The organism is Candidatus Hydrogenedens sp. (assembly GCA_035378955.1).
GTDB lineage: Bacteria > Hydrogenedentota > Hydrogenedentia > Hydrogenedentales > Hydrogenedentaceae > Hydrogenedens.
This window is the reverse complement of sequence record DAOSUS010000041.1, coordinates 1-14,120: the sequence shown is the minus strand read 5'-3', so window position 1 is coordinate 14,120 and position 14,120 is coordinate 1. Positions and strand designations below refer to the sequence as shown.

The 14,120-nt window shown below is 37.5% G+C and carries 11 protein-coding genes; 1 reads left to right on the top strand and 10 read right to left on the bottom strand.

Annotated features, from left to right (window positions below; genetic code table 11):
* The first annotated feature begins 158 nt into the window (after positions 1 to 158).
* Complete coding sequence (locus tag PLA12_09290) at positions 159 to 794, top strand: HAD hydrolase-like protein (protein HOQ32693.1); 636 nt, start codon at positions 159 to 161, stop codon at positions 792 to 794.
* 41 nt (positions 795 to 835) lie between these two features.
* On the opposite strand, the gene PLA12_09285 is transcribed toward PLA12_09290, so the two are convergent.
* From PLA12_09285 to PLA12_09240, 10 genes are all read right to left on the bottom strand, one after another.
* A complete protein-coding gene (locus tag PLA12_09285) occupies positions 836 to 3,481 on the bottom strand; it encodes a hypothetical protein (protein ID HOQ32692.1) in 2,646 nt (881 codons plus the stop codon).
* 215 nt (positions 3,482 to 3,696) lie between these two features.
* A complete protein-coding gene (locus PLA12_09280; protein ID HOQ32691.1) occupies positions 3,697 to 5,556 on the bottom strand; it encodes a tetratricopeptide repeat protein in 1,860 nt (619 codons plus the stop codon).
* A gap of 330 nt (positions 5,557 to 5,886) precedes the next feature.
* Complete coding sequence (locus PLA12_09275) at positions 5,887 to 6,123, bottom strand: hypothetical protein (GenBank protein ID HOQ32690.1); 237 nt, start codon at positions 6,121 to 6,123, stop codon at positions 5,887 to 5,889.
* A gap of 110 nt (positions 6,124 to 6,233) precedes the next feature.
* On the bottom strand, positions 6,234 to 7,295 hold the full coding sequence (hypE, locus tag PLA12_09270) for a hydrogenase expression/formation protein HypE (protein HOQ32689.1): 1,062 nt from the start codon (positions 7,293 to 7,295) through the stop codon (positions 6,234 to 6,236).
* A 54-nt stretch (positions 7,296 to 7,349) separates the two neighbouring features.
* On the bottom strand, positions 7,350 to 8,438 hold the full coding sequence (gene hypD / locus PLA12_09265) for a hydrogenase formation protein HypD (protein ID HOQ32688.1): 1,089 nt from the start codon (positions 8,436 to 8,438) through the stop codon (positions 7,350 to 7,352).
* Complete coding sequence (locus PLA12_09260; protein ID HOQ32687.1) at positions 8,435 to 8,695, bottom strand: HypC/HybG/HupF family hydrogenase formation chaperone; 261 nt, start codon at positions 8,693 to 8,695, stop codon at positions 8,435 to 8,437. The genes hypD and PLA12_09260 overlap by 4 nt, the downstream gene beginning before the upstream one ends.
* 3 nt (positions 8,696 to 8,698) lie before the next feature.
* Positions 8,699 to 11,014, bottom strand: coding sequence for a carbamoyltransferase HypF (hypF, locus tag PLA12_09255; protein HOQ32686.1), 2,316 nt, complete (start codon positions 11,012 to 11,014; stop codon positions 8,699 to 8,701).
* On the bottom strand, positions 11,007 to 11,666 hold the full coding sequence (gene hypB, locus PLA12_09250; GenBank protein ID HOQ32685.1) for a hydrogenase nickel incorporation protein HypB: 660 nt from the start codon (positions 11,664 to 11,666) through the stop codon (positions 11,007 to 11,009). Before hypB ends, hypF begins: the two co-directional genes overlap by 8 nt.
* 16 nt (positions 11,667 to 11,682) lie before the next feature.
* Entirely contained in the window at positions 11,683 to 12,030 is a 348-nt protein-coding gene (locus tag PLA12_09245; protein HOQ32684.1) for a hydrogenase maturation nickel metallochaperone HypA, read from the bottom strand.
* 149 nt (positions 12,031 to 12,179) lie between these two features.
* A complete protein-coding gene (locus tag PLA12_09240; protein HOQ32683.1) occupies positions 12,180 to 13,325 on the bottom strand; it encodes a hypothetical protein in 1,146 nt (381 codons plus the stop codon).
* Positions 13,326 to 14,120: the final 795 nt, after the last annotated feature.

Here is a 14,120-nt window from a genome sequence, read left to right as displayed (position 1 = left end):
CATTTCCTTGTTGTTTAGGTTAAAAGTTATTTTTTTGCTAAATTACCATTATATCAAAATCGAAATTATTATAGCAATAACATTATAATCATGCACATATTTTTAAAGATTATTTTAACATCTTTGCAATTTATAACAATAGGTTTTTAATGGCAATTATGACCGAAAAACTAATCCTATTTGATTTTGATGGTGTTATCGCAGACTCTTTTGAAGTTTTCTTCCGCGAATTTACCTCCGCATGTTCGGAAATGGGTTTTGACCGATTAAATTCTAAAGAAGCCTTTTTAAATTTGTTTGAAGGAAATCTTTTATTCAATGTTATCAAAATAGGTTTTCCTCCATGGAAACTACGCGAATTGTTTAATAGGTTTCAACCGCGTATCGCAAAAGCCAATGATAGTATCTCTGCGTTTGATGGCATACGGGAAATGCTCCATCACCTCTCCGCAAAATATCCTGTATATATTATTAGTTCCAACCTTACAGAAGCCGTCCAGAGGTTTTTACTTCGTGAAGGGATTGATAATATTCGGGACATTCTTGGGGCGGATGTAGAGACCAGCAAAGTAAAGAAAATCAAGCGGGTCTGGAAAAAACATCCTAAGGCAATTGCTTATTATATCGGTGATACAAGCGGTGATATTTATGAAGGCAAAGAAGCCGGGGCTATTACTGTCGCAGTTACATGGGGCTGGCACGAAGTAGAACGGCTAACCAAAGCAAAACCCCATCATCTTGTTCATACACCTAAAGAACTGGAACAAATCCTTTTACCCGAAACAACCGATTAATACACTCAAACAAAGATATTAAAACAAATCAAGAACTTAATCTATTCAATAACTGCAATCTGGTTCCAATCATTTAAGTTTACATCAACAACGAAGTGACCTTCTTCCTTAGTTATCTTAAAATCATGAGGAATTTGTCTCCCTTTCAAATCAAAAAGGAAAACCTGTGGTTCTTTATGCCATGTAAATGTTTTGGAAATAGAAGTTATAACTCGTTCCTCGCCAATCAGATAACCTTCATTGATTTCAACAGGTGTAAATGGGAACATGTGGTTTATAGGTCCGTATTCTCCTGCCCCTTCTCCTTCCGATGGAATAATATCTCCATAATAGTAATACAACAAGCCGTTTCTTAATGCAGTAATTACCGATTTTACAATAATTTCTGCACATCTTTTCTTTCCTTCTTCATTAAATCGTTGCGGTCGAATACCCAGAATAATAGGTGTAGACAGATGTCCTTTGGCACAATAGGTAGTTAATGGTGGCTTTTTATCTATGTAGGTCAGAGGATTTGCAGGGTCATTTTCAAATTCAGCAAATCGAAATACTTTCGGGATATTTTGTTCTTCATTAGCACTCGGGAAACTATTAACTACGGATATTCCCCCTTTGTTTACAATATAATTGAGAATATCTTTCCTTGCTTCGGCACCAATAAGCCCACAATCGGTATATTTCCGCGTAATTTTTCCCGTTACCTCGTCAATGTCTACCGTATAACCGTCCCATTTCTCATAAGTATGCCTATCGGCTCTCCCGATAGGTCCCCAATTCAGCGTAAATTGGTCAATATACACACCATCCAAACCAAGCTCATCCATCAGAAAATCTATCTGATTCTTAAAAAACTTATAGCGGTAATTATACTTCTCGAGATATACCATTAGATTTAATGTGTCTGCTCCATTTGGATAATAAGTATCTACAATAACCCTTCCATCTTCTGTTTGTAAGATAGAATCTAACCAGCCATTAATACCTGCTTTTAACACATCGCTTTGTGTCTTATCAAGTATTTCTCCGTATTTTCCAGAGCGGGGCACAGAACCTCCCGGAAGAATTTCACCACCTTTTATACTCTCTTTATTTATGGTATATAAATTAGTCTCCGTTTGACCCAATATCAAAGCATCAGGCTGGGCTTGTTTAATCCTATCTTTAATAAGTTTCATCTTCTTCTTATAATCCTCCCTCGTATATATTTTGCCCGTCTCTGGATTTATTGAGTAATAATCCAACCACGGACCCACCGCATATATTTTTATTTTCCGCCCGGGTATAACCTCTTCTGAAAAAGCAAAAGGTCCCTCAATAGTATGATTTACACCCCATTCTTTACGCACCTTATTAATAAAGGTAAAATAATCACCCTTTTGCAACGGATATAATGAAAACTGGAAAGAATAACTCTTGCCTTTGTCCAAACCAAAATGTTTCGCGGCATATTGGAACATATTTCTCTTCTTCGAAATCTCACCTTGTGCCCGTAGCACATTATCTTCTGCCAGGAAACCTAATGATATGTCCCTATATGCCATAAAAATACTCGGATTCTCGGCTACCCCTGCTAATTTCTCTATATCTTCAAGACCTGCTATCCGATAACGAACAGGTATATCTTCCAGGATAATTTGATGGGCAATAATAATTCCAATAGGTTCTTCATTCTTATTTGTAATAGTTTCTTGGATAATCACTTTTTCATTTTCTGTCGTGATATTACGGATAATCGAATAATCTTTTCCTGACGCCTTGATAGATACCTGATTATCCGTAAGTTTTTGAACATCTACTTTCCAATCAGGGGCTTTCTCACATGCAGAATCAAATGAATTAAAACCTATTTTTTCTGACGGGTATGAATAGGTACTGACAAGTTTATATTTCCCTTCTCCTGTTTTAATTTCTGTTTCACCCGATTCCCCTATATTAACCGTATAGGCTTTTGTAGAAATACTTTCTTTCACATTTACCTTTGTATAGACTGTCATTTCTGGCTTCGAATATTTTTCAACAAACTCTTTCGGAAGATAACCTATCTCAAGATTTTCAATCACCATATCTATATTTTTGTTCGGAACATTTTTGTTCATATATGTATTAACAAAAACAATCACATTCTTTTCTGCTTTTTCAATTCTCTCATCAGCACCCACTTCAACATAATGTGCCACATCTGAAATGTTTAATAAATACCAATACCCCTCTTCTCGACAATTTAATATCCGTTCATCTAAAACTTCCCCATTCCCAAAAAAGATAATAAGTACAGGATAACCATCCCTTGAACTCCACCATTCTTGTTCGCCAAGCTTTGTCTTAAATATACTTCCGCGATTAATAAGACGATTATATCCACTTGCCTGCTCCGAAAAGGAAGTTTGTCTGTCTAATTTTTGTCCATTGATTTCAATTCCCAAATATTCATTCCAACCTCCAGGAGTATCTGTATGCAATCGTGCTTTAAACTTCATGACTAAAATCATATTCGTCTTCTTCTCAAAGGGAGGTACTTCTATAGAATATTTACTAACATCCGTTTCGTTAGAATGTATGACGATTGGATTATCCATCCTCCACACAGGGAAAAATACATCCGTTTCACATAAAGAACCCGAATAGGACAAGATGCAGGGACAAAGAACAACAAGAAACATAAAAAAATAACTGGCTTCTTTCTTCATAACCTTTTCTCCTTAATATAATCACTAAAATCTATAATAGATAAATACTTCCCTTCTTTCTCTTATTTTTTTCTATGTCTATTATATAAGATTTACCAATAAAGACATGCAATCCCATTAAAAAAAATTATGTTTATTTAGCTACCCAAAACACGGTAATTTAAATAGAATAAATACCCACTGTTATCAATATTTCATATTTCCCATTCATGAAACTATTTTAACCTTTTTAGTAATCGCCCCTTTTTCCATGAATTGGCGATTCCCTCTGCTTCACGAATTTCCTCTTTAGTTAACATCTCGTATAAATTATCCATACAGGTCTTAGCCTTACGCGTTGCGTATTTACAATAAATTATTTCCTTTTTATCGGATAAAATGTAATAGGCATAAGCTAATACTTTATCCTCTGGCACTCCTTGACCATCTTCATACATACTTCCAAGCCACAGCATCGCATCCGAATCACCTTTTCTAACTGCTTCTTCAAACAATACCTTTGCTTTTGCATAATCTACACATACCCCTTCACCAAAGTAATATAGCCATCCAAGACAAAACATTGCTTCGCGTATCCCTTTTTCCACGGCTTTTTCGTACCAATATATTGCCTTTTCATAATCATTGGGTACTCCTCTGGCGTTGTTATACAACAAGCCAAGGGAAAACATCGCATCGCCATTTCCTTTTTCCGCTGCCTTCTCGTACCACTCTCGAGCCTTGCCATAATCTTGTGGCACTCCTCTGCCTTTTTCATATATAAACCCAAGAGAAGCCATTGCTTCAGCGTTCCCTTTTTCTGCCGCCTTCTCATACCACTCACGAGCCTTTGTATAATTTTCTGACACCTCACTATCATAGTAATACCTATCTCCGAGTATATTCATAGCAATGGGTTCACCTTCATCCGCTAATTGTCTCAATCGCTCCAAAGGCATTTCTTTAGCATCTTCATCTTCTAATTCGATTAATAAATCCAGTAACTGGGGAATACTTGTTAATATCTTCTTCTTAGTCTGTAAATTGGTTAAAGCCCGTTGTGAAAATTCCATATCCATACTCTTCGCAATATTTACCTCCAGTCCACGGCGGGCATCTTCCGATTTGCCTAATTCCTGATATATTGTGGATAAAAATATTCTACCCAAGCCATCTGTATCTTCAATGTGTTTCTCCGCTATTCTCGTTAATGTTTCTATCTCCTGCCGTATCGTGTCATTTTTTAATTGAGGGTCTTGCTGATAAAGGGATTGAATTTGAAGCATACACACCTTACTATAAATTGGGTCTGTAGTTAAAACATTGCGATGGGTTTCAAAAAACCTTCTCAGGCATTGGTCACATGTTTTAGTTTCTATTGCTTTGTCGGCTTTTATAGCATAACTTAACCAAAATGGAGGATATGACTGATTAAAAACATCGCTCTGTTCCAGTTCCCGAAAAAGTTTTATAGACCTTTGAATATTTTGTTTCTGCTCCGCTTTCAGGTATTTTTTGATTAGGTCTTCACCAATAATTCTTAAATCTTTCCCTGCAAAGTTATAAATAAAAGAGATGTTAAAACACAATTGCAGCCATTTCGTCCATAACCTACGCATCCTTGCTACTACATTCTCTTCCAGTTCCCATAGTTCCTCATCAAATTCTTCTTTTATCTTCGATACACATACTTGATAATTAAAGTAGGGACTTATCCCCGATTGTGCCAAACAAATAGGGGATACTCCAAATAAACTACCCTCCTCCCAAATTCCAGCAACATTTTTCCACAATACCCTTCTTTTTTCTTTTTCAAATCGATTGAAAATCTCTTTCCGTTCCTTATTGGATAGCGTGAATTCCGTAATTTCATCTATTATTTGTGTATAAAGATTGTTAATGTCCCTAACAGAACTTGTTTTTCTTTTAATCAATTCTAACTTTAGATTTTTGAGAATATTATTATATTCCAGGTCTAAAACGATACGGTTCTTAGTTTCAATAATCTTGTAAATAGACACCGAAATCAAATTCAAAGCCTGAGCAAGACAAATGGTCTCTTCATCGGCTATATTGATAGGAAAAATTTCAGACATAATACATACCTCCTTTTTTAATATTTACATAAATACCTGCCTTTTATTTTAAAACAGCTAACTCTTTTTTTTCAAGCATTAAAAAAACAAATTTTATAAATACGAATAGTAATAATAATTGTTTTTATTTGTTGCATTATAAAGACTAATTAATAGGGCGATTAGCCAATCGCTTCTACAAAAAACAATTCAACAGGATTAACAGGGGATTTAGATTCCACAAATGTAGAACGAAAATTTTTTGTTCATATTCGCGTCTATTCGAAGTCATTGGTGCTATTTGTTATAAAAAAACCATTAATCCAAATTATCACGAATACCTGCAAAGGTCTATTTACCCATCTGTCCTCTACTTCCTCCATCTTCGTCCCATCTGTCCCATCTGTCCCCTACTTCCTCCATCTTCGTCCCATTCGTCCCATCTGTCCCATCTGTCCCCTGCTTCCTCCATCTTCGTCCCATTCCTACCATCCGCTCCATGCGTCCTACATCTTCGTCCCATTCGTCCCATTCGTCCCATCTGTCCCATCTGTCCCATAATTCTCCGAGACACTGCCGTGCATACATAAAAAATGTCCACCTGGCAAGATTGCACAAATCCATAAAAGAGAAACAATTTTTAAGATTATAAACTTATATTTCCCACTATTTAATATCGGTTTTACGGGTTATATTGTTTAGCAAATTCGAGGCAATTGTTCCCCGCTTAACATAGGAAGGGCTAACTCAATCCCGATAGTATTTTGTAGAATTACAGGGGTCCCTTTGTTTTCAGATACAACTCCGATTTGTTTTGGGGTGAGGTCAGGATACAAATCTTGCCATATTTGAAGAACTTCCGAAACATACTGTTTCGGAACAAAGGCAATAAATCTTCCTTCATTGGCAACATATAGAGGATTTAGTCCTAAAATTTCACATGCTCCACGGACATCGTCACGGATGGGAATGTCTTCTTCTCGAATGTAAAAACTTAATCCACTCTCTTCTGCTAATTCGTTCAACGCAGAGGACAATCCTCCTCGTGTGCAATCACGCAAACAGTGGACAGGTATCCCCAAATTTAGCAGTGAAAGCACTGCAGGCACCAGCGACATACAATCGCTCTCTAACTCCGGGTCAAAATGTATTTCCTCACGCGCATTTAATACCGCCAATCCATGTCTTCCAATATCTCCGTTAATTAAAATACAATCGCCGGGTTGTATTTGGGAAGGGCATGGAGGTGGGTCTTGTTTCACAATACCTATTCCGCTTGTATTGATATATAAACCATCACCCGAAGAATTATTTATCACCTTGGTATCCCCGGTAACAATGTACACACCAGCATGGTCTGCTTCTCGCTTCATAGTTTGTACAATTTTCTGCAGAATACCTATTTGCAGACCTTCTTCCAATATAAACCCGGCACTCATATAAAGGGGACACGCTCCCGCCATGGCTAAATCGTTTACTGTTCCACATACTGCTAACTTACCAATATCTCCCCCCGGGAAAAAAATCGGCTTCACTACAAAAGAATCTGTGGTGAAGGCAAGTTTTACACCTTGAACATCTATAAAAGCGGAATCGTGATGTTGTTGTAGCAAAGGATTTTTAAAAGCATTCTCAAATACATTTTTTATAAGTTGATGCATAAGTGTCCCCCCGCCACCATGGGCTAAAACAATCTTCGACTTATCCAATTGCTCCACAGGGCAACTCCATGTAATAGGCTGTTTTTCCTTTTCGTCCATTCTTAACTCCTTTGTATAAAAATTATCAATAAACAAATATTTTTATAAGAAATACTATCGTTTTTCATACTGGTAATAAGCGGAACAAGCACCTTCATTAGATACCATCGGTGCCCCTATTGGATTTTCCGGTGTGCACAGAGTAGCAAAAGCAGGGCAATCTGTCGGCTTCTTCTTACCCTGAAGAATTTCACCGGCTATACATACAGTTTGTTTCTCTTCATTTTTTTCAGGGGTAAGGTGAAATTTCTTTTCCACATCATAATCGGCATAATCCGATTTCAATCTTAATCCACTATGGGGAATACAGCCCAATCCCCGCCAATCCTGGTCGCATACCTCAAAAATTTCTTTTATCAATTGTTGAGCGGTAACATTTCCTTCCCTTTGGACAGAACGGGTATAAGCATTTTGAACGCCATATTTACCTTTTTCCAACATACAAATACATTCTTTTATCCCTAAAAGCAAATCTACAGGTTCAAAACCCGTAACAACAATAGGAATTTTATATTTTTCTGCAATAGGTTCATACTCATGATATCCCATTACAGTACAAACATGTCCTGCGGCTAAAAAACCCTGTATCTGGCAATAAGGGTCAGATAATAAAACCTCCATAGCCGGTGGCACCAATACCTGAGCACAAAGAAGCGAAAAATTAGTAAGACCCAACTCTTTTGCTTTTTTTATCGCCATTGCATTTACGGGTGCTGTCGTTTCAAAGCCTACAGCGAAAAAGACTACCTGTTTATTTAAATTTTGCTGTGCTATCTTGACACTATCCAGTGGAGAGTAAACCGTCTGCACATTGGCTCCCCGTCCTCTTGCAGATAATAAAGAAGTTTTTGAGCCTGGCACTCGTAACATATCCCCAAAACTACAAAGGATTATATCTGTTTCAAGGGCTAATTGTATCGCAAGGTCAATTTTTTGTATGGGTGTAACACAGACAGGACATCCCGGACCATGGATAAGTTGCACTTCCGGTGTTAAGGCACGGTCAATACCAAAACGAAGGATAGCATGCGTCTGTCCCCCGCAAATTTCCATAATGTTCCATGTCTGATGTGCGAATTGTTTTATCTCACGAATTAGATTCTTCGCCAATTGAGGGTTTCTATATTCATCCATATATTTCATGAAGATGATTCCTCCGGCGGTATTTCCATATCCATATCGGCATTTTTAAATTCTTCCAATATCCGTTCCGCTTCCTCTTCATCTACGGCATTAATCGCCATACCTGCATGAACTAATACATACATTCCTTCAGTAACTTCCGGCGTCAAAGCAAGGGATATTTCCTTAATTACCCCTGCAAACTGAACCTTTGCCATACGAAGAGTAGGGTCGCTCTCATCAATCTGGATAACTTTGCCCGGAATGGCTAAACACATATCTTACTTCTCCTTTATAGTATCTGTATATTTCAATGCGTAATAAATCTGTCCTAACGATATACACCCGTCATTAGGCGGAACCTGTTCTGCAAAGTATACATTATACTTAGACCTGAGTAGACTAATAGTATACTCAAGCAAAAAACGATTTTGGAAACAGCCACCGTTAATTACAACATTCGTAATGCCCGCTTTCTTTACCATTTGCTCTATACATCGGGCTAAATACTGGTGAAACAAACTTGCCAATTGCGATGGAGATAGCCCTTTATTCTTATGTTCAATTATAAATTCAACCATAGGTTTCCAATCAATAATATACTGTCCTTCTTTTTCGTAGATAACGACGGGTATAGTTATATAGTCGGTATTTTTTTCTTTCCATGCTAATGTTTCTAATGCCATAGCAGACTGTGCCTCAAACGAACATATAGAACGAAGTCCCAATAACATAGATACTGCATCAAAAAGACGCCCTGCACTACTCGTGATAGGTGTGTTTATATTTTGTTTCAACATCTTTTGTAACGCAAACCATTCTGCTTCTTGAAATGCGGAGTAGATATATTCCAGAGCGTTTATCTTCTTTTCAAACAAAGAATTCCCATACATTTCATACAGAATACCCAATGCAGAGCGACGCGGTTCCCGAACAGCTCTATCTCCACCCGGAAGAGGAAATGTTCGCAAATGTCCCCATCTCCTTATCTCATTTTCATTAATAACAAAAAATTCGCCACCCCAAACCGTGTGGTCTAATCCGAAACCTGTTCCATCCCATATTACAGCAAAAACAGGCATCGGCACTTTTTTCTCTGCGATTACAGCAAGTGCATGGGCAATATGATGTTGAACCTGTATAACAGGCTTGTTCTGTTGATATGCCCATTGAGTACTGATGTAATCAGGATGGGCATCCGCAACAATAATGTCGGGTGTCCGTTCTACAAGGTTTAAAAGTATTCCCGTAGATTGACGAAAACCTTCTATCGCTTTTTGCGTTTCCAAATCACCCAGATGTTGACTTATTAACGCCTGATTTTCACAATTTACTGCCACTGTATTTTTTAAATGTCCGCCTACGGCAAGAAAGACCTTTCTTGTTGTTTCAGGCAAAGGTATGGGTTGAGGAACATATCCACGCGAACGGCGTAATAATATCGGTTTATCCATAACTACATGAATAATGGAGTCATCAACATGGCGAACAATAGGGCGATTATGCACAAGAAAATAATCGGCGATACCTCTTAAACATTCCACGGCTTCCTGCTCATCAATACATATTGGCTCATCGGAACGATTTCCACTGGTCGCAACAATTGGAATATTTAAATCAGACATTAACAGATGGTGTAGGGGAGTGTAAGGGAGCATGACACCGTGTCGTGATTGGTCCGGTGCAACTTCTTCCACAATACGAGCACTATCCGCCCTTTTCTCTAACAGTAAGATGGGGGATTCCGATGAGGTCAGGCATGATGCTTCCACATCAGATACAACACAATCTTTTTTCACTTCCTCCAGTGTCGGATACATCAAGGCAAAGGGTTTTTCTTCTCGATTTTTCCGATTTCGAAGTCGTCGAACGGCTTCCAAATTTGTCGCATCTACTACGAGATGAAAACCACCTAAACCCTTTATAGCAAGAATGGCTCCGTTTTTTATTAAGGATACAGATTCTGTTAGTGCTTCTTCTCTTTCAAACCGTTTTTTCCCTTTCTCATCCCATAAATATATTTGAGGACCACAAATAGGACAGGCGATTGGTTCTGCATGAAATCTTCGATTAGCAGGATTTTCATATTCTTCCCTACATTGGGGACACATTGGAAAGGAAGACATGGAAGTATTAGCACGGTCATACGGCATTTTGTTGATAATGGTATATCTCGGACCGCAGAGGGTGCAATTAATAAATGGATAGCGGTATCTGCGGTCTGTTGGGTCTTTCATTTCTCGCAGGCAATCCGGACAGGTTGCAATATCAGGCAATATACGCGTTCGGAATATTCCCTCCGTGTTGCTTGGGTAAATACGAAAGTATTGTTCCTCTGCCTGAACTTGCAATTCTACCGTTTTTATACTGTCAATATACGCATGTTTAGGATGTTCTGTTTTTAATGCGTAAAGAAACTTATCTATAGATACATCCTTCCCCTGAACTTCAATATAAACGCCATCCGAACGATTTTGCACCTGCCCCGTTAAACGATACTGCGTGGCTATACGATACACAAAAGGACGAAAGCCTACCCCTTGCACAGCTCCTTCTACAACAATTCCTACTCTTCGTTGTCCAGAACAATTAGCCATTCGTTGGTTTATCTACCTGTCCTTTGAGCCAGTTAACCCACTGCTCAACTCCATCACCATGCGTGCAGGAGACATGCAAGATAGGCACATCTGGCTGTATGCCATGAACCCCCTGTTTAAATTCCTCTACATCAAACGGAACATAGGGTAATAAATCTACCTTATTTAAAACTACAATATTCGCTGTCTGAAATAGCCGCGGATATTTAAAGGGCTTATCCTGCCCTTCTGTAACGCTGACTACTGCAACACGCGATTTCTCCCCTAAATCAAAGCCTACTGGACAAACAAGATTCCCCACATTTTCAATAATAAGCAAATCAATAGTATCCAGAGGCAATTTATCCAATGCTTGAAGAACCAACTGCGATTCCAGATGGCAACCTCCTGCCGTATTGATTTGCACTACGGGCACATCATATTTGGCAATGCGTTCCGCATCACGGGTCGTTTCCGGGTCTCCTTCAATAACTCCTACCCGCACACCGGATATACCCTTTTTTAATGCTGACTCAATTAAGGTAGTCTTACCCGAACCAGGAGCACTTATCATATTGATACAGGAAATTGCGTATTCCTCAAAACGGGCTCGCACCAATTTGGCTATATCATCATTTGCTTTTAACACTTTTTGAACCACATCTACCTTCATAATACAACTCCTTCATTTAGTTATCATCAAAATAAATTGATTCAAGAATAATTTCAGTCCCCTGAACAATTTCGCCCCCTACTTCATTACAATGAGGGCATATCCAGATACTATCCTCAGGTTCATAAAAATTAAGGCACTTCCGACAACGAATTTTTATCGGTTCAATAATTAAATTTATTTTTGCCTGTTCCATACAGGTGCCTTCTTTTACCTGCTCAAACATAAAAAGAAAAGTTTCTGTGTTAATATGCTCTAAAAATCCTATTCGCAGGTCAATTTTTGAGACACAATCCTTTCCCTGTTCCTTACAGATTTGTTCAACTTGCTCAATCAAAGATGTAACAATACTTAATTCATGCATATCGTTTTTACCTATAATACCATATTTCCGCAAAAATATTAAAACTATGGTTATTTGAACTATTGTAAGATACAATTTTTTAACATAAAAAAACCGTTATGTGATAGTCTTCACATAACGGTTAACAGTTATAAATTGTTAATTACTCTTTAAGGAACAGTATTAAATGTAATGCTAACAGAAGCATTTGTGTTTCCATCTATTCCTTTTAATGCAAGATAGTATTCATTTGTGTTATTGCTGGGCACTGTAAATAGGGAAGGTAATTGGCTTTGCGTCCCATTCGATTCTACTTTTATCAGGGAGGCCGTTACTCCTGTTGTGTTTTCCAATGTAACCGTATATGTCTTTTCAGAATCTACCTGTAATTTATAGGCTTTGGCTTCTTTACCCATAATTGTAACGATGTTTGCTGTAGCAGAAGCGGAAAGAGTCCCTGCGAATATTTGTTCAAATGTGATTTTAACCTTTACATTTCCAAATTCATCTCCATTTTTTAAAATAAGGTAATACTTATTCTGGTCTGTACTATGAGTAGCAAGAATATAATCTGTCAGAGTAGTTTTTCCGTTATAGACAGTTGTTACATCCCCATCTGTGTCCATCCGCACAATGCTTACATCAATGTCTTTTAATGTATTTGCAGGTTCTACAATATCTGGCGACAGAGTATCTTCGATTCGAATTCTATAAACAGAGCCTGCAGACGCACTCAATTTAAATATGCTAATAACATCCCCTATGACATTTGTCTCCTTCATATTCATAGAGCCAGCAGCAATTTCTGTAGCATCGTTATATGTTTCAGGTTTTGCTAAACCAATCATATAAGGTAATTGATATTTCTTGTTCTCAGACACAGGCTGGGCATAACCATAAAGTCGTATCAGGTAAGTTCCCTTATACGGAGCTACCCAGAAAGTTCTGGCTTTGTCCTCAATAATGATATTATCGGGATTTGCCGGTCCTGTCGGTGGAACTTCAATAGATTCTAACAATATCAAATCACTCTTGTTTTTGTAATACCAGTTAATCTGATATCCTAACCACGCATCATCTGCATCTGCCATATTTTTAAATATTAAAAGCAAAGGGGTATTTTCCTTATCTACTTCAAATTTATACCAGTTCTCTTTCCATGCTTCAAGAACACCTGCAACAAGGTCTCCACCAATTTCCAATTTGGTAGAACTCATAGGTGCCAGTGTAGGACAACCCGAAAGGGAAACGACACCAACCAAAATAAACAAACATAAAGAACCTGATATTAAACTTCTACTATTAATGGTAATCATAGGAATTCCCCTTTTAGTTAATTTGTTATTTTTATACTCAACCCAACTAACTCATTAAAGTTTTTTTGCTTTTTTCCCACCTCCTTTCTTTTTATATCACTTTTTTACTTCCCCTAATTATACTTAGGACAAAAGACAAAGTCAATATTTTTAACTAAACGGATATAGGATAGACTTAACCTTTTTGTTATTCGCCTTAAAAATATACAACATAGTTTACACCAGTCTTTTATAATAAAGGACTTTATAATGTTATAAATAAGAATAGATATGAATAAAAAACATCCCTGAATCTCTAATTCCATACCTTCTCTCTTATTAAACTTGGCGTAAAATTAGGTTAAAAAATTATTAACATAAATAACACGCATAGACACAAATAAAGATGAAGGGAAATATTCGTTTATCTTTCATCATATATAAATCCTATGAATCCTGTAAATCATGTTGAATCGTTCTTATGTATATGAAGCATTACCGCTTCTGGTATTTTTAATTGGTCAATTCTTTTTACTATAAATCTGTAAAGATGAAAACTCTTTTGCCTCCACATCCTTAGGCCCTTTGTATAAAATCTATTTTGTATCCTCTGCAGTTAATTCCCCTCTCCCAAAAAAACTTTACCCCACCGCATAGACTAAAACGGCGATTAATAGCACAAAACATCATGGGCGGACTTATAAATCCGCCCATGGCTCATTTATTCGGGATAATATTCACTTAATTTCATAAATCACGGACCGGGGCAATAGCCATCTTCGCTTTCAGGGTCTTCTGGACACGGATGATAGCCAC

Bases quoted from the DNA above. Each gene is read 5' to 3' on its own strand.
- PLA12_09290 (HOQ32693.1), top strand. From the start codon at position 159: ATGACCGAAAAACTAATCCTATTTGATTTTGATGGTGTTATCGCAGAC.
- hypB (HOQ32685.1), bottom strand. From the start codon at position 11,666: ATGAAGGTAGATGTGGTTCAAAAAGTGTTAAAAGCAAATGATGATATA.
- hypE (HOQ32689.1), bottom strand. From the start codon at position 7,295: ATGGACGAAAAGGAAAAACAGCCTATTACATGGAGTTGCCCTGTGGAG.
- PLA12_09240 (HOQ32683.1), bottom strand. From the start codon at position 13,325: ATGATTACCATTAATAGTAGAAGTTTAATATCAGGTTCTTTATGTTTG.
- PLA12_09280 (HOQ32691.1), bottom strand. From the start codon at position 5,556: ATGTCTGAAATTTTTCCTATCAATATAGCCGATGAAGAGACCATTTGT.
- hypD (HOQ32688.1), bottom strand. From the start codon at position 8,438: ATGAAATATATGGATGAATATAGAAACCCTCAATTGGCGAAGAATCTA.
- PLA12_09245 (HOQ32684.1), bottom strand. From the start codon at position 12,030: ATGCATGAATTAAGTATTGTTACATCTTTGATTGAGCAAGTTGAACAA.
- hypF (HOQ32686.1), bottom strand. From the start codon at position 11,014: ATGGCTAATTGTTCTGGACAACGAAGAGTAGGAATTGTTGTAGAAGGA.
- PLA12_09275 (HOQ32690.1), bottom strand. From the start codon at position 6,123: ATGTATGCACGGCAGTGTCTCGGAGAATTATGGGACAGATGGGACAGA.
- PLA12_09260 (HOQ32687.1), bottom strand. From the start codon at position 8,695: ATGTGTTTAGCCATTCCGGGCAAAGTTATCCAGATTGATGAGAGCGAC.
- PLA12_09285 (HOQ32692.1), bottom strand. From the start codon at position 3,481: ATGAAGAAAGAAGCCAGTTATTTTTTTATGTTTCTTGTTGTTCTTTGT.